14 protein-coding genes and 1 pseudogene are annotated in these 20340 nt (G+C 58.9%); 3 read left to right on the top strand and 12 right to left on the bottom strand.

Annotated elements, in window-relative coordinates:
* Positions 1-2 precede the first annotated feature (2 nt).
* Positions 3-1274 (top strand): Zn-dependent hydrolase, encoded by a 1272-nt coding sequence (locus GHO03_RS06750; protein WP_095021197.1) that lies wholly within the window; start codon positions 3-5, stop codon positions 1272-1274.
* 427 nt (positions 1275-1701) lie between these two features.
* On the opposite strand, the gene GHO03_RS06755 is transcribed toward GHO03_RS06750, so the two are convergent.
* The 3 genes and pseudogenes from GHO03_RS06755 to GHO03_RS06765 all read right to left on the bottom strand — a co-directional run bounded on the left by GHO03_RS06755 (position 1702) and on the right by GHO03_RS06765 (position 7476).
* Entirely contained in the window at positions 1702-3114 is a 1413-nt protein-coding gene (locus GHO03_RS06755; RefSeq protein ID WP_095018835.1) for an efflux transporter outer membrane subunit, read from the bottom strand.
* On the bottom strand, positions 3098-4264 hold the full coding sequence (locus tag GHO03_RS06760) for an efflux RND transporter periplasmic adaptor subunit (RefSeq protein ID WP_095002363.1): 1167 nt from the start codon (positions 4262-4264) through the stop codon (positions 3098-3100). Before GHO03_RS06760 ends, GHO03_RS06755 begins: the two co-directional genes overlap by 17 nt.
* Positions 4254-7476, bottom strand: a pseudogene (locus tag GHO03_RS06765) (efflux RND transporter permease subunit). The gene GHO03_RS06760 and the pseudogene GHO03_RS06765 overlap by 11 nt, the downstream one beginning before the upstream one ends.
* A gap of 189 nt (positions 7477-7665) precedes the next feature.
* Between GHO03_RS06765 and GHO03_RS06770 the strand changes: the two are divergent.
* A complete protein-coding gene (locus GHO03_RS06770; RefSeq protein WP_095018837.1) occupies positions 7666-8076 on the top strand; it encodes a hypothetical protein in 411 nt (136 codons plus the stop codon).
* A 120-nt stretch (positions 8077-8196) separates the two neighbouring features.
* On the opposite strand, the gene mapR is transcribed toward GHO03_RS06770, so the two are convergent.
* The 5 genes from mapR to GHO03_RS25095 all read right to left on the bottom strand — a co-directional run bounded on the left by mapR (position 8197) and on the right by GHO03_RS25095 (position 13420).
* Positions 8197-9609 carry a GntR family transcriptional regulator MpaR gene (gene mapR / locus GHO03_RS06775; protein WP_095002453.1) on the bottom strand — a complete coding sequence of 471 codons (1413 nt, stop codon included), beginning with the start codon at positions 9607-9609 and terminating at the stop codon, positions 8197-8199.
* A 146-nt stretch (positions 9610-9755) separates the two neighbouring features.
* A complete protein-coding gene (ccoG, locus tag GHO03_RS06780; protein ID WP_095021199.1) occupies positions 9756-11177 on the bottom strand; it encodes a cytochrome c oxidase accessory protein CcoG in 1422 nt (473 codons plus the stop codon).
* Between the two features lie 222 nt (positions 11178-11399).
* Positions 11400-12140, bottom strand: coding sequence for an ATP-binding cassette domain-containing protein (locus tag GHO03_RS06785; RefSeq protein WP_133144385.1), 741 nt, complete (start codon positions 12138-12140; stop codon positions 11400-11402).
* Entirely contained in the window at positions 12140-12880 is a 741-nt protein-coding gene (locus tag GHO03_RS06790) for an ABC transporter permease (RefSeq protein ID WP_095002368.1), read from the bottom strand. Before GHO03_RS06790 ends, GHO03_RS06785 begins: the two co-directional genes overlap by 1 nt.
* A 369-nt stretch (positions 12881-13249) precedes the next feature.
* The gene (locus tag GHO03_RS25095) at positions 13250-13420 is read right to left on the bottom strand and encodes a hypothetical protein (RefSeq protein WP_165446481.1); all 171 of its coding nucleotides are present in this window, start codon (positions 13418-13420) and stop codon (positions 13250-13252) included.
* Between the two features lie 282 nt (positions 13421-13702).
* Between GHO03_RS25095 and glgB the strand changes: the two genes are divergently transcribed.
* Positions 13703-15922 carry a 1,4-alpha-glucan branching protein GlgB gene (glgB, locus tag GHO03_RS06795; protein ID WP_372239737.1) on the top strand — a complete coding sequence of 740 codons (2220 nt, stop codon included), beginning with the start codon at positions 13703-13705 and terminating at the stop codon, positions 15920-15922.
* Positions 15923-15994: 72 nt separating this feature from the next.
* Here glgB and GHO03_RS06800 read toward each other — a convergent pair whose 3' ends face one another.
* The 4 genes from GHO03_RS06800 to GHO03_RS06815 form a co-directional block, all read right to left on the bottom strand.
* The gene (locus GHO03_RS06800; protein WP_153399405.1) at positions 15995-16798 is read right to left on the bottom strand and encodes an endonuclease/exonuclease/phosphatase family protein; all 804 of its coding nucleotides are present in this window, start codon (positions 16796-16798) and stop codon (positions 15995-15997) included.
* Positions 16799-16892: 94 nt separating this feature from the next.
* Complete coding sequence (gene glgX, locus GHO03_RS06805; protein WP_153399407.1) at positions 16893-19046, bottom strand: glycogen debranching protein GlgX; 2154 nt, start codon at positions 19044-19046, stop codon at positions 16893-16895.
* A gap of 137 nt (positions 19047-19183) precedes the next feature.
* Positions 19184-19420: a DUF2934 domain-containing protein gene (locus GHO03_RS06810; RefSeq protein WP_153399409.1), complete on the bottom strand. Its 237-nt coding sequence runs from the start codon at positions 19418-19420 to the stop codon at positions 19184-19186.
* A 26-nt stretch (positions 19421-19446) separates the two neighbouring features.
* Positions 19447-20340, bottom strand: an 894-nt coding sequence (locus GHO03_RS06815) for a 4-alpha-glucanotransferase (RefSeq protein WP_178110291.1), incomplete at its 5' end; no start/stop codon positions are given.

The following is a 20340-nucleotide window of genomic DNA, read 5'->3' on the forward strand; positions in this document are numbered from 1 at the left end:
TCATGAACGCCGCACACGACCTTCAGCAGCACCGCGCGCCATTAATCAACGGCGAGCGCCTGTGGGCCTCGTTAATGGAACTGGCCCAGCTGGGTGCCACGGTAAAGGGCGGTGTATGCCGCCTGGCCCTGACCGACCTGGACCGCCAGGCCCGGGATATTTTTGTACGCTGGTGTGAGGACGCCGGTTGCACCGTCAGCGTGGACGCCGTGGGCAATATCTTTGCCCGCCGCCCGGGGCGTAATCCGGATTTGCCGCCGGTGATGACCGGCAGCCATATCGACACCCAGCCCACCGGCGGCAAGTTCGACGGCTGCTTTGGCGTACTGGCCGGGGTTGAAGTACTGCGCACCCTCAACGACCTCAATGTCGAGACCGACGCGCCGCTGGAAGTGGTGGTGTGGACCAATGAAGAAGGCTCACGCTTTGCGCCGTGCATGATGGGTTCCGGGGTTTTTGCAGACAAGTTTACCCTTGAAGAAACCCTGGCCAAAACCGATGCCCAGGGCGTGACCGTGGGTGAGGCCCTGAATGCAATTGGCTATGCTGGCAGCCGCCAGGTCAACGGCCACCCGGTGGGGGCCTACTTTGAAGCTCACATCGAACAGGGGCCGATTCTGGAGGACGAGCGCAAAACCATCGGCGTCGTACTTGGCGCCCTGGGGCAGAAATGGTTCGACCTCAACCTGCGCGGTGTAGAAGCCCATGCCGGGCCTACGCCCATGCACCTGCGCAAGGATGCATTGGTCGGGGCGGCGGCCGTGGTTGCCGCCGTCAACAAGGCAGCTCTTGGCCATCAACCCCACGCCTGCGGGACCGTGGGTTGCCTGCAAGCCTATCCGGGCTCGCGCAATGTTATCCCCGGTGAAGTGCGCATGACCCTGGACTTCCGGCATTTGCTGCCCGAGCGGCTGGACTCGATGATCGAGCAAGTGCGTGGGGTGATTGAAGCCACCTGCGAGGAGCATGGCCTGAGTTTCGAACTGACTCCCACAGCAGACTTTCCGCCGCTGTACTTCAACCCTGATTGCGTCAACGCCGTGCGGGATGCGGCCAATGAGTTGGGCTTGTCGAACATGGATATCGTCAGCGGGGCAGGGCACGATGCTATCTTCCTGGCCGAGTTGGGTCCGGCAGGGATGATATTTGTGCCCTGTGAAGGCGGCATCAGCCACAACGAAATCGAAAACGCCGATCCCAAGGATCTGGCAGCGGGATGCGCGGTATTGCTTAAGGCAATGTTGGCGGCGTCGAAAACCGTAGGTAGTCGTTGAGAAGCGTAGCGAGGCTGCGATGGGTTGCACTGCAACCCTGGGCTTTGTCCAAAAGCGAAGGGCCTGCGGCAGCGGCTACAGGTTTTGTGGTGACTGATCCGGCCCCTATCAACTTGATTGTGACGTGGCTGGGTAAATGTGTGCCTGATCAATCATTCGGAAGGTGTTTTCTGTACCGGGGCATTTGTGCAGCAATTGCGCAGCCTGGCGTCTTTTTTCGAGGTGGTGTTCTACGTCGAAAATGGTCAGTGAATTGCGCCTACCCGGGACGTAGTCAGTCAGCCGGGATCTATCTACAAGAGAAGAAATAAGACAGACGCCCCAACCTGTGGGAGCGGGCTTGCTCGCGATGCAAGCACTGCGTTCTGTCAGGCAAATCGCGGTGTTGCCATCGCGGGCAAGCCTGCTCCCACTGATGCGCAGGGCGTCAGCCCTGCCAACCACCCCCCAACGCCGTCAATAACCCTACGCTGGCCTGTAACTGTCGGGTGTGCAATGCCTGCACCTGGCGCTGGGCCTGCAGGGCGGCAGTCTGTGCGGTGACTACGTCCAGGTAACTCACCGCACCGGCTTCATAGCTGTGAGTGGCGATTGCCCGGGTGTGTTCGGCGGCGTTGGCTGCAGCCTGTTCATCGAGGCTTTCCTGTTGCAGGTCTCGCAGCTGGGCGAGGTTGTCTTCAACTTCACGCACCGCGTGCAGCACCTGGCTACGGTAATGAGCTGATGCTTCTGCAAATTCGGCCCTGGCCTGGCGTTCCTGGCCATCGAGCCTGCCGCCGTCAAAAATCGGCAGGTTGACCAACGGCCCCAACGCCCAGAACCTGTTACCGGCAGACAGCAAATTGCCGCTACCCTGGGTTTGCCCGCCAAGCAGGCCGGTCAGGCTGAAGTCCGGGTACCAGGCGGCCTTGGCTACGCCGATCCCGGCATTGGCGGCGAAAACCCGGCGCTCGGCCGCGGCGATGTCGGGCCGCCGTTGCAGCAGGGTACTGGGCAGGGTGCGCGGTTGATCAGGCAGGTTTAGCGTTTGCGAGTTGGCCACCAGCTGAAAGTTGCTGGCAGGTTCGCCCACCAGTTCACCGATGGCGTGTTCGGTCAGGTTGCGTTGGGCGCGGACGTCATCCAGCTGCGCCTCGGCTTCGGCCAGTTGGCTTTGGGCACGGGTCAGGTCGAGTTCCGAGGCGATCTGCCCCTGATAGCGCGAGCGGGTCAGTTGCAGGGCCTGAGCGTAATCATCCAGCGAGCGGGTGAGGATTTGCTGCTGCGCATCCAGCCCGTCAAGTTGCACATACAGGCTGGCCAATTGGCGTTGCAGGCTCAAACGCGCGACGGCCAGGTCATCCGCCGAGGCCTGGGCTTGAGCATCGCCCGCCGCCACCTGATTGCGGATTTTGCCCCACAGGTCGAGGTCGAAATTCAACGCAAATCCCGCCGTATTGCTGTTGTAGACCGATGGCTGAGTACTGCCGCGCAATGGACGGTTGTCCGATTGACGCTGGCGCAACGGCTGGCCACTGGCGGTAATTTGTGGGAACAGCCCAGCGTGCAACTGGCTGGCATACGCCTGCGCCGCATCGAAGTGGGCCAGTGCCGCGGCCAGATCCGGATTGGCCTTGAGCAACTGCTGTTGCAGGCTGTTCAGGCGTTCATCCTGGTATACCCGCCACCACTGTGGTGAGAGCTGGTCGGCAGGTTGCGCGCTGTGCCACGGGCCGTCGCTGGTTTGCTCACGGTAGTGCTCGGGCAACTTGAGGTCGGGTGCCTTGTAGCCTGGTGCCAGTGAGCAACCCTGCAACGCCAGGGTCAGTAACAGGGCGCTGCGTTTAAGCCTTGGCTGCATGGGGGGCTCCTGCGTCGGCCAGCTTGACCGAGTCGCCTTCGCGCAAGGCGTCGGGCGGATTGTCGATGACGGTGTCGGTGGCCGTAAGGCCTTGATCGATCACCAGTCGTTCGCCCAGATCAAGGCCGATATGGATCGTTTGCAAATGCACATGCCGGGCCTTGTCGAGCACTGCCACCTGTGTGCCCTGGGCACGGAAAATCAGGGCGCTGGCCGGGATACTGACGCCATGGGTATCGGCCGGGATCGACAGCAGCGCCTCGGCATAGTCGCCGGGCATCAGCGCGTCACCAGGGTTGAGGGCGACGAACTGGGCCATCAGGGTGCCGGAGCGCTGGTCAATTGCTGTCGAGTTGCCGATCAGTTTTGCATTGAACATTTGCCCCGGATGTTCCGGCACACTGAGTTGTACCTGCATGCCGGGGCGGATCACGCTGGCGTAGTTCTGTGGCACTGGCACATACAGGCGCAGTTGGTGCGTGTCGGCAAGATCGAACAGCTCGGTATCGCTGTCGGTGTCGGCCTTGATCAACTGGCCGATATCGGTATTGCGCGCGGTGATGGTGCCGGCAAAAGGTGCGCGAATGGTCTTGTAGGCTTCCAGCGTCGACAGTCGTGCGTAATCCGCCTCAGCGGCTTGGGCATTGGCCTTGGCGGCGGCAGCATTGGACAGCTTTTCGTCAGCCTCCTGGCGCGACACCGAATGGCTTGCCAGCAGATTTTGCCAGCGTGTGGCCGTGGTGGCCGCGAGCCGGGCGTTGGCTTGCTCCTGGAGCATATGGGCGCGGGTCTGCGCCAGTTGCTGATCCAGATCCGGACTGTCGATAACCGCCAGGACCTGCCCGGCCTTGACCTTGCTGCCAATGTCGGTTTGCCAGCTTTGCAGGTAGCCGTTGACCCGGGCATGGATCGGCGCCTTGCTCCAGGCCTCCAGATGCGCGGGCAGGCGCAGGGTATCGCCATGGGCGTTCTGCAGGGGCTGGAATACGTTGACAATCGGCAGTGCGGCCGCTTCGGTCCATTGGCTCACCGCGTGCTCATGGCGACTGCGGGCGGCCAGCCCATTGGCGACCAGCAAGGCGGCCAGGGTCAGGCCACCGATGCCCAGGTATATCAAGCGCTTGCGCGAGGGTTTTTGATCAGACGACATGGGAAGTTTCTCCAGCAGCAGCTCGATTTTTTTCACGGCCGTGCACCAGGCTAAATACCACGGGCACGAACAGCAGGGTGGCAACGGTGGCTAGCATCAGACCGCCAATAACGGCGCGTCCCAGGGGGGCGTTCTGTTCTTCTGACAAGGCCAGCGGGAGCATGCCGATCATCATCGCCAGTGCAGTCATGCACACGGGTCTGAAACGTGTATAGCCCGCTTCCATTGCGGCCTTGAGAGCGTCGCCATGTTCGGCCAGGCGTTCGCGGCAGAAGCTCACCACCAGGATCGAGTTGGCGGTAGCCACCCCCATGCACAAAATAGCCCCGGTCAAGGCGGGCACCGACAGCGAGGTGCCACTGAGAAACAGCATCCACACAATCCCGGCCAGGGCCGCGGGCAGGGCAGTGATGATCACGAACGGATCGACCCAGGACTGGAAGTTGACCACGATCAGCAAGTAGATCAGCACCACCGCGCCGAGCAGGCCGAAGCTCAGACCGCTGAAGGCTTCATGCAGGGCATCGATCTGGCCGTGAAGGCTGATGATTGCGCCTTTGGGCCGCAGGTTGGCTGCGCCATCAATCACTTTTTGCACATCGGCCGCCACCGAGCCCAGATCGCGACCCTGAATATTGGCGTAGAGGTCCAGCGTCGGCTGAATGTTGTAGTGAGTGACCACGGCCGGGCTTTGCACACGGCTGATAGTCGCCAGCCCGCCCAGGATTTGTGACTGGCCGTTACTGCCGGTCACGGGCAGGGCTTCGAGGGCCGGCAGGCTGTCCAGACGATACTGCGGCGTTGCGGCTACCACACCATAAGACACACCGTTCTGCGGGTTGAGCCAGAAGGTCGGTGCCACCTGGGAGCTGCCCGCCAGGGAGGCCACCATGCTGTTGGTCACATCCCGTTCGGTAATCCCCAGGCCATTGGCGCGCAGGCGGTCCACCTTGACCTGCAGCGACGGGTAACCCACCGACTGCTGAATACGCAGGTCGGCAATTCCCGGTACATGTTGCAGGCGACGTTGCAGCTCCAGGGCATAGGCGCGGTTGGCCTCGTCGTCACGCCCGGAAATTTTCACGTCCAGCGGAGCCGGTGCTCCGAAATTGAGGATCTGGGTGCTGATATCTGCAGGCATAAAGGCAAACTGGCTGCCGGGGAAACTCTCCGGCAGGGCTTCTCGCAAGCGTTTTACATAGTCGGCCGTCGGGCTGTGGCCTTCTTTAAGGGTGACCTGAATATCACCGTCCTGCGGGCCGATTGTGCCACTGCTGCTGTAGGCCATATCGATGCCGCTAAGCGGAATGCCGATATTGTCGATCACTGTGTCCAGTTGCTCGGCGGGGATGATTTCTCGAATCCGTGACTCAATGCGATCGAAGTCCGCAGCGCTTTCTTCGATGCGAGTGCCCAGCGGCAAGCGCACATGCAAGGCCAGGGCACCGGCATCGGTGGCCGGGAAAAAGTCCTGGCCCAGGCTTGGCAGCAAGGCAAAGGAGGCCAGTACACAGGCCATAAAACCCAGCAGAAAGCGTTTGCGATTGGCCAGGGCCAGTTCCAGTACGGCGTAGTAAGCGTCCCGTACTGCCGAAAAACGGCGCTCGAATCCCGCCTGAAAGCTTTAGCAGTGCACGCACTGGTGCCGAGTGCTGGCGGGTGTGCTGATCGCCCTCGTGATGGTTGATGTAGCCGTCTTCCGGGTGATGCCCTGAACCTTGTTCCGGCACATGTGGCTTAAGCAGAAACATCGCTAGGGTCGGCACCAGAGTGCGCGACAGAATAAAGGAACTGCCCATGGCGAAAATCACCGACAGCGCCATCGGCCGGAACAGATAGCCAGCAATGCCCTGCAACATGAACATCGGCACAAACACGATGCAAATACACAGCAGCGACACGAACGCCGGGCCGACAATCTGCTTGGCGCCGTCCAGGATCGCATCGCGCACCGACTTGCCTTGCTCGAGGTGCCAGTTAATGTTCTCGATGGTTACTGTGGCATCGTCCACCAGAATCCCCACGGCCAGCGCCAGCCCGCCAAGGGTCATGACGTTGAGCGTTTGCCCGCTCAGGGCCAGCAGGGCGATGGCCGACAGCACGGCGAGGGGGATCGACACGGCAATGATCAGGGTTGAACGCCAGCTGCCGAGGAACAGCAGAATCATCGCGCTGGTCAGCAGGGCGGCAATGATGCCTTCCTGAGCCACGCTGCCCACCGATTGCTTGACGAACACCGAAGCGTCGCCCAGCAACGAGGTTTTCAGCGACGGTGGCAGGGTTTCGTTGATACGCGGCAGCATTGCGCGAATGCCGTCGACGATCGACAGGGTGGAGATATTGCCGTTTTTCAGCGCCGGCATCAGCACCGCACGATGGCCGTCGACGCGCACGATATTGGTTTGCGGCGGCGAGCCGTCACGTACGTGGGCCACCTGGCCAATGGTGATCAGGGCGCCATTGACGGTCTTGATCGGCAGGTCATTGAGTTCGTCGATGGCCTTGGGGCTGTTGTTGAGCAACACCGTGTATTCATAGGTGCCAAGCTTGGCGGTGCCCACCGGGATGATCTGGTTTTGCGCTGCCAGGGCATTGCCCACATCCTGTGCGGACAGGCCTTTGGCAGCCAGTGCCTGGGGGTCAAGGTCGAGGGTGATCTGACGCTGCTTGCCACCCATCGGCGTCGGCATGGCCAGGCCCGGCAGGGCGCTCAGGGGCAGGCGGATATTGTTCTGCACCAGGTCGCGGATTTTGGCTTCCGAAAGTGTCGGGCTGGAGAACGCCAGTTGCAGGATCGGCACCGTGGACGCGCTGTAATTAAGGATTAGTGGCGGGGTAATCCCCGGCGGCATCTGCTTGAGCACGGTCTGTGACACGGCGGTCACTTGCGCGTTGGCGGTGCGAATATCGACGCCGGGCTGGAAGAAAATTTTCACGATGCCCATGCCGGGCAATGACTGCGACTCGATATGTTCGATGTCGTTGACCGTGGTACTCAGCGAGCGTTCGTAGGTGTAGATCACCCGGCCGGCCATGTCGGCAGGTGCCAGGCCGGTGTATTGCCAGACCACGGCGACTACCGGAATGCCAATATCAGGAAATACATCAGTAGGGGTCCGCACAGCGGCAAGTGGCCCGATGATGCAGATGAAAATGGCCAGCACGATAAACGTGTACGGCTTGTGCAGTGCGGTCTTTACCAGCCCGAGCATGCCAGAACCTCCGAGGAGTGGAATTGCAAACCTCGGCAGTCTCACCGCTCAAACCTAACGTTCAGCTTTCAGCAACGTGAAGGATCCTTTAGGAAAGGGCTGAAATTCCCTTCATTTTCATTCATTTGGCGCAAGGCGCGAGGCGCCGCAAGCTTGCGGCCTACTCTATTGTTTCGAGGCTCGACTGCGATGAACCTTAAACCGCTTCTGCTGATTCCGTCCCTGAGCCTGGTGCTGTTGCTGTCGGCTTGTGCAGGGCCCATGCCCAAGCAGGACCCGGGCGAAGCCTGGATCGGACTGAAAGAAGAGGGCAACAGTGACCTGATGGCCGAACGTGTAGACGGCAAAAGCATCAACGATGGCCGCTATTTTGAAGTCACGCCTGGTGCCCACCGGCTGGACGTGACCCTGTATGAAGGTGCCACGGGTGATGAAAACCAGGTGGATTGCCAGGGCAAGGTCAACTACAGCGGGTTTAAAGCGGGTGAGCATTACGAATTGATCGAATCGAGCCTGGGGCCTGAAGTGAGTGCACGCCTGGTGGATGGCCACGGCAAGGAAGTGGCCCACACGGCGGACTTCACCTGTATGCCGGGGTGAGATTGCGATCCCTGTAGATACGCTGTTGCCGGTCAACCCTCCCTGTGGGAGCGAGCCTGCTCGCTCCCACAGTTGAAATGTCCTTCAGACTTTGTAGCCACTGCCGAAGGAACGAGGGCATCAAGTGAACGATTTGACGATTTTGCCCAGGGTCTCCATGGCCTTTTCGCAGGCAGCGTCCCATGGGCTGCCGTAGTTCAGGCGGATGCAGTTTCTAAAACGTTGGGTAGCCGAGAAGATCGGCCCCGGCGCAATGCTGATACCTTGGGCCAACGCCATCTGAAACAGCTTGAGCGAGTCCATTTGCTCGGGCAGCTCCAGCCACAGAAAGTACCCTCCCGATGGCTGGCTGACCCGGGTTTGTGCCGGGAAATAACGCCCTATCGCTGCCAGCATCGCGCTTTGCTGCTCTTCCAGGGCATAGCGTAATTTACGCAGGTGGCGGTCATAGCCGCCATGTTGCAAATAGTCGGCAATCGCCGCCTGGGCCGGCATGGAGGCGCACAGCGAGGTCATCAGTTTAAGCCGCTCGATTTTCTGCGCGTAACGCCCCGCAGCCACCCAGCCAATGCGATAGCCCGGGGCCAGGCTTTTGGCAAACGAGCCGCAATGCATCACCAGCCCTTCGGTATCAAACGCCTTGGCCGGCTTGGGCGGGTGCTGACCGTAATACAGCTCGGCATACACATCGTCTTCGATCAACGGCACCTGATGGTCACTCAGCAACTTCACCAGTGCCTGTTTCTTGGCCTCTGGCATGGTCGCGCCAATCGGGTTCTGAAAGCTGGTCATGCACCACACGGCCTTGATCGGGTGGCGCTCAAGGGTTTGTGCCAGCACGCCGAGGTCGATGCCATCTCGCGGGTGCACCGGGATTTCCACGGCCTTGAGCTTGAGCCGTTCCAGCACTTGCAGGCAGGCGTAGAACGCCGGGGCTTCGATGGCCACCAGATCACCGGGTTCGGTGACGGCCTGCAGGCACAGATTGAGGGCCTCCAGCGCGCCATTGGTGATCAGCAGTTCCTCCATCGGCAGCATCAGCCCGCCGACCATATAGCGCAGGGCGATTTGCCGGCGTAATTGCGGGTTGCCGGGGGACATGTCGGTCACCACCATGCGCGGGTCCATTTCGCGGCTGGCGGTGGCCATCGAGCGGGCCAGGCGTTGCAAAGGGAACAGCATCGGGCTGGGGAAGGCCGAGCCAAAGGGTACGGTGTGCGGATCCTTGATCGAGTCCAGCACCGAAAACACCAGGGCGCTGACATCCACCTGGGTGGACTCGGTGACGTGGCTGCTGAACACTGGCTCGCAAAACGGACTGGGTGCATGGGTGTTGACGAAATAGCCTGAGCGCGGCTTGGCCCGGATCAAACCGCGACGCTCCAGCAAATAATAGGCTTGAAAAACCGTCGAGGGGCTGACGCCGTAGGTCTGGCTGGCATAGCGCACCGAAGGCACGCGCTGGCCGGGGCCGAGCACCCCGGAGCGAATCAGTTCGGCAATATCGTCGGCAAATTTTTCGTAGCGTTTCATGGAATAAGGCTCGGTCCGGCGTTGGGTTACTGGCGGGGCAATGGTGTGGGAGCGGGCTTGCTCGCGATGGCCTGACTGCGATTTGTCTGACACACCGCAGCGATCCTGTCGCGAGCAAGCCCGCTCCCACACAAAGTATTTGCAGCTTAACGGTTCAGCGGGGCAACAAAACGGCTTTTGGCCACACTGCGTACGCTCGGTTCATCAGTGTCAGTGACCACAAACTCGATGGTCTGCGAGCTGCTTTTCGGGCGCTCGGCCAGCAGGGCCACAGACACCGGTACGTCGACAATCTCGCCGGGGGCCAGGGTCAGTTCGGTTTTACCCTGCAACTGGAACGCCTCGCCGTCCTGCAACGAAACCCGGTAGTGCTGAGGCTCCTGGGTCTTGTTGATGATTTTCAGGCTGTAAATGTTCTCGATCTGGCCCTGGCTGTTTTCACGGAACAGGCCGCGGTCCTTGATCACATCCAGGGACACCATGGTGCGCATATTCAGCGCCATCACCAGCGCGCCGATCATCACCACCAGCACCACGGCATAGCCGATCAGCCGCGGGCGCAGCAGATGGGTCTTGCCGCCTTGCAATTCGTGCTCGGAGGTATAACGCACCAGGCCCGGAGCGTAACCCATTTTCTCCATCACCGAGTCGCAGGCATCGATACAGGCCGCGCAGCCGATGCACTCCATCTGCAAGCCATCGCGAATATCTATCCCGGTGGGGCATACCTGCACACACATATAGCAATCGATGCAATCACCCAACCCGGCCTGCTTGGGTTCGACCCCGCGTTTGCGCGGGCCGCGGTTTTCGCCGCGGGCCACATCATAGGAAATGGCCAGGGTGTCCTTGTCGAACATCACGCTCTGGAACCGTGCATACGGGCACATGTGCATGCACACTGCCTCGCGCAGCCAGCCGGCGCTGATATAGGTGGCGCCGGTGAAAAACAGCATCCAGAACAGGCTGATACCGGCGATCTCCAGGGTCAGCAGCTCTGTGGCCAGTGGCCGTACCGGGGTGAAATAACCGACAAAGGTCAGTGCCGTCATCACGCTGATGGCCAGCCACAACGAGTGCTTGGCCGTTCGGCGCAGGATCTTGTTCAGGCGCCAGGGCGCTGCTTGCAGCTTTATGCGCTGGTTTCTGTCACCTTCGGTGATCTTTTCGCACCACATAAACAGCCAGGTCCAGGTGCTCTGCGGGCAGGTGTAGCCACACCATACGCGCCCGGCAAATACCGTGATTGCAAACAGGCCAAAGGCGGCAATGATCAGCAGTGCCGAAAGCAGGATGAAATCCTGCGGCCAGAAGGTAGCGCCGAATATATGAAACTTGCTTTCAGACAAGTCCCACAGCACTGCCTGACGGCCGTCCCAGTTGAGCCATACGGTGCCAAAGAACAGTAAAAACAACAGGCCTGCTCCCACGATTCGCAGGGTGCGAAACAGGCCGGTGAAACTGCGGGTATGAATCAGGTTGTCGCTGGACTTGTTATTGGTTTTTGCGGCTCTTGGTCGGGGAGCCTCAAATGATTCAAGTATCTGGACGGGAATTTGTTCGCTCATGGTCTTTCGCTCATCAGCCTCCATCAGGCCCGAGCACTATGCCCAGCGAACTGTTTGCATAACAGACTCAGTTATTTGAATTAATAGCGGATCAGATGGCGCTTTCAGGCGGCCTGCGACAATCGGCTGCACCCGAGGTTCTGCCCCGGTTTTGCTGGCTTTGCACGCCTGTAACGCAGTTGGGTGGTACAGGGGGTGATCGGGGTCAAGAAAATCTGCGAATCACGGTCTGATGGGTTGTGATGACTTGTGCATGTCAGCCCCACATGCGGCCTTGATAAAGGCTTGATCGAGGGTGCTGGCCTGATAGTGATATTTGAACGCTTCACCGTCTTCAAAGTGTAGGAATTTCTGTTGGCTGATCATGTAAAAGCCTTGGCAGTTTTCGCTGATTTCATCGACATTGTGCGAGGACACAAGGATTGCCGCCCCGTCCTGTGCCGCACCGCGCAGGCATTGCCAGATATGAAAGCGAAATTCCGGATCTACCCCTGCAGTGGGTTCATCCAAAATGTAGAAATCAGCTGCGACCGACAGCAGTGAAACGGTGAAGAACCAGCGTTTTTCACCGTAACTGCACAGAGAGGATTTTTTGCTCCAGATCTCGTTGTAGCGGTCAAGGATTCGAGGGCTCCAACGGGCCAGCTTCTCTTGTATATGGCATTTGTTGATGGGGGCGGGCGAGCAGAGTAAGGCCGTCATTTTGAAAATGTCATACATGCGCAACGCGGGAGGTGTCATTAGCGTCTGAGATAAATAAAGTTGTTGAGTAAAAGGGTTTGTGATCTGGCCATTATCTGGTTTTTTTAAACCGCATAAAATATCAAAGAACGTGGTCTTGCCTGCACCATTAGGTCCTAGTAAACCAGTCATTGAGCCTGAGCAAACCTGCAGGCTAGCTTGGCTGAAAAGCGGTTTTTCTGGGTAGCGGAAATCAATGCAGTCTGCCTGTAAAATACTCATTAGTAGCGGCTCCATACTGGATTGATACGCAAGTACTTGCAGGCCAATAACAAGGCGATGATGAAGGTCGCAAAAATGCTGATAATGATTTTCCATAGCGGTTGTATGCCCTGTTGCATAATGCTTTTGCCAAGGCTTAGAGGGTTGAATAATTCAATTGGGAAATAGGTGGGTTCAGGAAGGGCAGCTTGTGCTACCCCGAGGGCAAGCATGATAAAAGATAAGATTGAAAAAACAGCGTTGGCCGTTTGGAAGTTGAGTGGTAGTGCGGTAATGAGCAGGCCGGGTGAGCAGAATAAAATAAAGCAACTATAAAATCGGATCATGAGTATTGAGGCTTCATAAGTGGAGTAACCCCCAAAAGGGAGCCGTGTCATCATGTAAAAAAACAAGCAGTACAAGCAGGCGATTGTGGAGTAAGCGATGAGTTGCGCTATCAGGAACACTGCTCTGGCGTGTGGCGTATAAATGAATGAACGGATGAAACCACTTTCTCGACGGCCAATGATATAAAAAGAAAATCCAAAGAACGCTACGCTTGAAGATATATAGGCATAAAACCATGCGGTGACAGCGCTGTAATCTTGATTGAAATTATCGTCTCCTTTCGAGTAGATCAGCAGATAGAAAACAGCACCGGGCGACAGTAATATCCAGAACAGTGCAGTCGGTTCCTTGAGCTGTTCCTTGATAAAAATCATAGCCAGTTGAAAGGCTCGAGATCCTGTATTCTTGTGCATGTGGTACCTGCTAAGGAAAGAGCATCTTTGTAGATTTAATACCTGCCTTGAAGTTTGTCAAAAATATGCACATCTTGTTTAAGATTGCTCCTACAGTAGTCGTATAGTTTTCCCTATAGCTTATTAAGGCTTCCTGAAACCTTTGCGATGATCTTATTTCATTTGCGTGAGGGCTTTTATATGCTTCGCCTGAAAATATTAAAAAATTTCAAATGCTTGTGAATGTTTGTTTGTTTTTGGTAGGGCCTGTTTTAAAGAATACTTGTAAGCCCGCTCTGTAGTACGGGTATGACTTTTTTTCAAAAAAAGCGACGAGCGGCATGCTGTTTGAATGTGCGCTGCCATACCGCTCCTTGTTATTTGCCGTAATTAGAACTTTTCAGTCTTTACCTTTCGCGGCACTTGCTCACAGGGCGGGTCACCCATGGGTTGCGGGTCACGCTCGGGCGGCTCCTGTTGCGGTTGTGGCCCGGGAACGGGCGGCAAAGCTGGCTGGTCGATATTGGGGTCAGGGGTTTCAGGTGCAATGGGGATACTCATCACGATGACCTCTCGGTGGCGGGATGTAGAGGGCTGTCGGACGGTTGACCGTGTGATGGCAGGTTTGATTCCGCTCACGTGACCGACGGCGCACTGCGCTGCGCGTACCGCAATATTTGCATGGGTTTTGCATAAACCAAGGGTAATTAGCCCTCACGGGGTGCCCCACAAGAGCTAGTCTTGGTGGGACTGTGGATTCAGGACATAGGCCAAGTCGAAGACCGAAACGTATGCACAGGCATGCACAACCTTTACCAGACGGAGAGCAGCATGAGTTCGAGCATGGATACTGGTAAAGGTAAAGACTCGCTGTTACCCGCCCCTACGGACATCGACGCACTGACCAAAGCCGAACACCCCGATCCGTTTGCGGTGCTGGGGCCTCACGCCGATGCTGCAGGCGGGCAGTTTGTCCGGGCTTTTTTGCCCGGCGCGGTCAGTGTCAATGTACTCGCCAGGGATACCGGTGAAGTACTCGGGCGCCTTGATGACGCACAAGTCACCGGCCTTTTTGTCGGGCATTTCACACAGGCGCGGCCGTACTTGCTCCAGGTTGATTGGGGCAATGCCGTGCAAACCAGCGAAGATCCTTACAGTTTTGGTCCGTTGTTGGGTGAGATGGACTTGTACCTGTTTGCCGAAGGCAACCACCGTGATTTAAGCAGCTGCTTCGGGGCGCAATTGCTGGAGGTTGATGGCGTGCCGGGGGTGCGCTTTGCCGTGTGGGCGCCAAATGCGCGGCGGGTGTCTGTGGTAGGCGATTTCAATGGTTGGGATGGCCGTCGCCACCCCATGCGCCTGCGCCACGCCAACGGCGTGTGGGAGCTGTTTGTGCCGCGCCTGCAGGCGGGCGAGGCGTACAAATACGAAATCCTTGGCGCCCACGGCATCTTGCCGCTCAAGGCCGACCCTGTGGCGCTGGCCACTCAGTTGCCGCCTGATACGGCGTCGAAGGTGGCGTCACCCCTGGCCATCGACTGGCAGGATGGTGACTGGATGCAAGCCCGTGAGCAGCGTCAGCGCCGTGACGCACCGTTGTCAATTTACGAGTTACATGCAGGGTCATGGCAGTGCGAGACCGATGATGTTGGCGACATCGAGCGTCAGTACACCTGGCCCGAGCTGGCCGAGCGCCTGATCCCTTACGTGCAGCAACTGGGTTTCACCCATATCGAGCTGATGCCGATCATGGAACACCCGTTTGGAGGCTCCTGGGGCTATCAGCCTCTGTCACAATTTGCGCCGACGGCCCGCTATGGTTCGCCTGATGATTTTGCCGCGTTCGTCAATGCCTGTCATATGGCCGGTATCGGTGTGATTCTGGACTGGGTACCAGCGCATTTCCCCAACGATACCCATGGGCTGGCGCAGTTTGATGGCACGGCACTGTACGAATACGCCAACCCTCTTGAAGGTTTTCATCAGGACTGGAACACCCTGATTTACAACCTGGGCCGTACCGAAGTGCATGGTTTTATGCTTGCCTCGGCCTTGCACTGGCTCAAGCACTTTCATGTCGACGGGTTGCGGGTGGATGCGGTGGCGTCCATGTTGTACCGCGACTATTCGCGCAAGGCTGGTGAGTGGGTGCCCAACCGGCATGGCGGGCGGGAAAACCTCGAAGCGATAGAATTTTTGCGCCATCTCAATGATGTGGTTGCCTACGAGGTACCAGGCGCGCTGGTGATTGCCGAAGAGTCCACGGCCTGGCCCGGCGTCAGCGAGAGCACCGATCAGGGCGGGCTGGGGTTTTCCTACAAATGGAACATGGGCTGGATGCACGATTCGCTGCATTACATCCAGCAAGACCCGGTGTACCGCGCCCATCATCACAACGAACTGAGCTTTGGCCTGGTGTACGCCTGGACCGAGCGCTTTATCCTGCCGATCTCCCACGATGAAGTGGTGCACGGCAAACACTCGCTGATCGACAAGATGCCCGGTGATCGCTGGCAGAAATTCGCCAATCTGCGTGCTTACTTGAGTTTTATGTGGGCACATCCGGGTAAGAAACTGCTGTTTATGGGCTGCGAATTCGGCCAGTGGCGTGAATGGAATCATGATCAGCAACTGGACTGGTATTTACTGCAATACCCCGAGCACCGGGGGGTGCAAAAACTGGTTGGCGACTTGAATCGTTTGTACCGCGAGCAGCCAGCGCTGTATGAGCAGGATGATGTATCGCAGGGTTTCCAGTGGTTGATTGGCGATGACGCAGCCAACAGCGTTTATGCGTGGCTACGCTGGAGCAAGGACGGTTCGCCCTTGCTGGTGGTGACCAACTTTACCCCGGTACCGCGCGAAGGTTATCGGATCGGTGTGCCATTTGCCGGTACCTGGCAGGAGGTTATCAACAGTGATTCGGCGATCTATGCCGGTTCCGATTATGGCAACGGCGGCGGGGTGGTGACCCAGGAGGTAGCCAGCCATGGTCAGGGCGTATCGCTGGCCTTGAATCTGCCGCCGCTGGGGGTGCTGATATTGCGGCCGGTGACGGGGTAGAGCAACAGCGCCCTTACCCCAGGCCTCACCCTCGGGAGAGGGTTGGGGTGAGGGCAGGCGGGCACCTCGGTATTACAGATGCACCTCAACCGCCAACGGTAAATGATCGGATAAATGGCTCCACGGCTTATTGCCAAGGATCTCTGGATTTTGGCTGCGAGCATTGCGCAAGTAGATACGATCCAGACGCAGAAGTGGCCAGCGCGCGGGATAGCTCTTGGCCACTTGGCCGTGATGGCGCTCAAACACCTCATGCAGGTCGTCACGCTGGCGCAGGGCAGCATTGCCTTGCTGCTTCCAGTCGTTGAAGTCACCGGCAATGATCACCGGCTCATGGGGCGGCAAGGATTTGAGCAGTTGGTTGAGCAACACGATCTGCAGTTGGCGATGGCTTTCCAGCAGGCTCAAATGCACACAAATGGCATGCACATTGTCATGCCCCGGCACATCCAGCACACAGTGCAGCAAGCCGCGCCGCTCAGGCCCGGTGATCGACACATCGAGATTGCGCGAAGCCTTGATCGGGTACTTGGACAACAGGGCATTACCGTGATGACCGTCGGGGTAAACGGCATTTTGCCCGTAGGCAAAGTCGCTCCACATGCTGTCGGCGAGGAATTCGTACTGTGAGGTGGCAGGCCAGTCTTCATAACGTGAGGCGTGCTTGCCGTGCTCGCCGAGCACTTCCTGCAAAAACACCAGATCGGCACCGGTGCTGCGCACGGCTTCGCGCAGTTCGGGCAGGATGAAGCGGCGGTTGAAGGCGGTAAAGCCCTTGTGTGTATTGACCGTCAGCACCTTGATTCGATGCACGGCAGGTGCTGTTGCCGGGGTGGCAGATAAAAGTGTATTGCCGACAGCTTGTTCGGTAGGCATGGTCACTCCTCTGTCAGGGGCAGTTTCAAAGCGGCAAGTTACAGTCACAGCTTGCCGCTTTTTATGGGGGTGCACTTGATGTTTATCAATACATTCACGACACCTCGGTGTGTTGCAATTCAAACAGCACCAGCGAACGCCCGGTGACATTGTAGGGTTTGTTGAAGGGCAGATGCTGCGGGCCCTTGATGCTCGGGTCAGTGGTGTCGAGCCGGCATGACCAGCTGATGCCGTGGGGCACTTTGGGCAGGTTGAAGTTGACCGGGTCGTGGTTGGCATTGACCACGATCAGCAAGGTGGCATCAGCGCCGGCGCGCTGCACCCCGGATACCTGCGCCCGGCCATCGAGCAGCATGCCCATGCACCGGGCCTCGGCGTCCTGCCACTGTTCGGTGGTCATCTCGTTGCCATCGGCGGCCAGCCAGGTCACGTCCTTGTACTCGGGCGTGTCAACGGAGTGCCCCACCAGGAACAGGCCGCGCCGCAGGATGGGGTACTGCATGCGTAACTTGATCAGGCGTTTGACAAAGGTCAGCAGGGATTTGCCGGTCTTGTCCAGTTCCCAGTTGATCCAGCCGATTTCGCTGTCCTGGCAGTAGGCGTTGTTGTTGCCGTGCTGGGTGCGGGCGAATTCGTCGCCGGCCACGAGCATCGGCGTGCCCTGGGCCAGGAACAGGGTGGCCATGAAATTGCGCATTTGGCGCTGGCGCAAGGCGTTGATTTCGGAGTCGTCGGTGGGCCCTTCGACGCCGTGGTTCCAGGAAATATTGTTGTTGCTACCGTCCTGGTTGTTTTCGTCGTTGGCCTCGTTATGTTTATCGTTGTAGGACACCAGGTCGTGCAGCGTGAAGCCGTCATGGGCGGTAATGAAGTTGACCGAGCTATAGGGCCTTCGGCCCCGGTGGTTGAACAGGTCGGCCGAACCGGTCATGCGCCCGGCAAATTCAGCCAGTTTGCCTTCGTCGCCTTTCCAGAACGCGCGCACGGTGTCGCGGAAGCGGTCGTTCCATTCCGCCCAGCCGGGCGGGAAGCCGCCGACCTGGTAGCCACCGGGGCCACAGTCCCAAGGTTCGGCAATCATTTTTACCCGGCGCAGCAGCGGGTCCTGGCGACAGGCCACCAGAAAGCTGTGACGTTCGTTGAAGCCGTCGTGATAGCGCCCCAGAATCGTCGCCAGGTCGAAGCGGAAACCGTCGACGTGCATCTCCCGGGCCCAATAGCGCAGCGAGTCAGTGACCATCTGCAAGACGCATGGATGGCTAAGGTCCAGAGTGTTGCCGGTGCCGGAATCGTTGATGTAGTAGCGCTTGTCCTCGGGCATCAGGCGATAGTACGAGGCGTTGTCGATGCCGCGCATGGACAGGGTCGGACCTTGTTCGTTGCCTTCGGCGGTGTGGTTGTAGACCACATCCAGAATCACCTCGAGGCCGGCCTTGTGCAGGCGCGCCACCATCTCCTTGAACTCGGCAATCTTGCCGCTGGCCAGATAGCGCGGGTCGGGGGCAAAAAAAGCGATGCTGTTGTAGCCCCAATAATTGGTCATGCCTTTTTGCAGCAGATGCTGGTCATTGACGAAGGCATGCACCGGCAATAGCTCGATGCTGGTTACGCCCAGGTCGGTGATGTGCTCAACCACTTCATCGATCATCAAGCCGGCAAAGGTACCACGCACCGCATCCGGCACGGCGGGGTGGCGCATGCTGATGCCGCGCACGTGGGCCTCGTAGAAGATGGTGCGTTCCCAAGGCACGCTCAAGCGGTGGTCATGACCCCAGGTGTGCGCCGGGTCGATGACCTTGCACTTGGGCACGAAGGGCGCGCTGTCCCGTTCATCAAAGCTCAAGTCGGCATCCGGGTGACCGATGGTGTAGCCAAACAGGGCCTCGGACCACTTCAGTTCACCCACCAGCTGTTTGGCGTAGGGGTCGATCAGCAGTTTGTGGTGGTTGAAGCGATGGCCATTTTCCGGGTCGTAGGGGCCATGCACGCGATAACCGTAGACCTGCCCGGGATGGGCGTCCGGCAGATAGCCGTGGAAGGTCTCGTCGGTGTACTCGGGCAGCTCGATACGCTCCAGCTCGACCTCGCCTGCGGCATCGAACAGGCACAGCTCGACCTTGGTGGCATTGGCCGAGAACAGGGCAAAGTTGACGCCCAGGCCATCCCAGGTGGCCCCAAGGGGGAAGGGCAGCCCTTCGCGGATGCGCAAGGGGTCGCCAGTGGGCGGTGCTGACGTGTGTTTACTCATGACCTGCTCCTGCACAACCGGATTTTTGGGTGTAGGTGGCCTGTGGGGGCGGGCTTGCGATTGCACTTCTGCGGTTCAATCCGTTGGCCGGGTTGAGGCAATCGCGAGCTGGCGCTCCCACAAGGGGGAAGGTGGACTCAAGACGAGGCAGGCTTGCGCGGTGCCCGGGGCTTTTTCTCGCCGGCAGGTTTTGCTGCGGCCTTGGCCTTGGTGGCCTTGGTGGCCTTGGGGGCTGCCTTGGAAGGGGCCAGGGCTTGTGCCTGGGCCAGTTTGTGGGCCATTTCCCAGTGACGCGCCTCCTGGCCCTCCGGGCGACCTTCAGACTCCCAGATCTGGTAGGCAAATTCACGAATGTGCTTGTCGTCATTACTCATGGTGAAGCTCCTTGCTCATGGGTGATTTAGCGGTCTCGCTCGTGGGCTTGCTGGCGGGCGCAGGCCAGCAGTTCAAAACGTTGGGTGGCATCGATGGCGTCCAGCAAGGTATTGCCGTCGCCCGGCAGACGTCGGCACCAATTGGGGTGGCCGCTGACGGTGCCGGGCAAGTTGGCTTGCTCCTCGAGCCCCAGTGCATCTTCGATTGGCAGCAGTACCAGCGGCGCACGGGTGTGCCCCAGATAACGGATGCTGGCGTCCAGTGTCGGGGCGTTGCCCTGGGCTTCTTCCTGAAAGTTTTGCGGATCCAGGCGCAAGGCCAGGTCCAGGCCTTCGCACTCGCGCTGACGGCTTTCGCGCCAGTGGTGTGCAGTGACCGGGTCAATCAGGCCCAGGCGTTCATTCCAGTCGATATCGCGTCCGTGCAGCCAGCCGGTGAGTGTCGGCAGGTCGTGGGTGCTGGTGGTGGCCAGGGCATCGTCCGGCCAGTCCAGAATCGGTTTGAAGCGCGCGCCGTAGTCCTGCTCGAACAGCAGCACGCGAATGCCCAGGATTGCCCGCTCGCTGAGCTTTTCCCGCAGGCCGTCAGGTACGGTGCCGAGGTCCTCGCCCAGCACGATGGCCTGGTGGCGCACCGATTCAAGGCACACCAGGCGCAGCAGGTCGTCGATCGGGTAATACAGATAGGCGCCTTCATCGGGCGAAGCCCCCAGGGGTATTACCCACAGGCGCTGCAAACCCAGCACATGGTCGATGCGCAGCCCGCCAGCATGGGCAAAATTGGCCCGCAGCATCTCGATAAAGGCACGAAAACCATTGCGCTTCAGGCCTTCGGGGGAAAACGCCGAGATGCCCCAGCCCTGGCCTGCGCGGTTGAGTGCATCGGGTGGCGCGCCCACGGTCAGTTGCGCCAGCAGCTC

Origin of the sequence: Pseudomonas sp. FSL R10-1339 (assembly GCF_009600545.1) — a bacterium.
Taxonomy (GTDB): Bacteria; Pseudomonadota; Gammaproteobacteria; order Pseudomonadales; family Pseudomonadaceae; genus Aquipseudomonas; species Aquipseudomonas bubulae.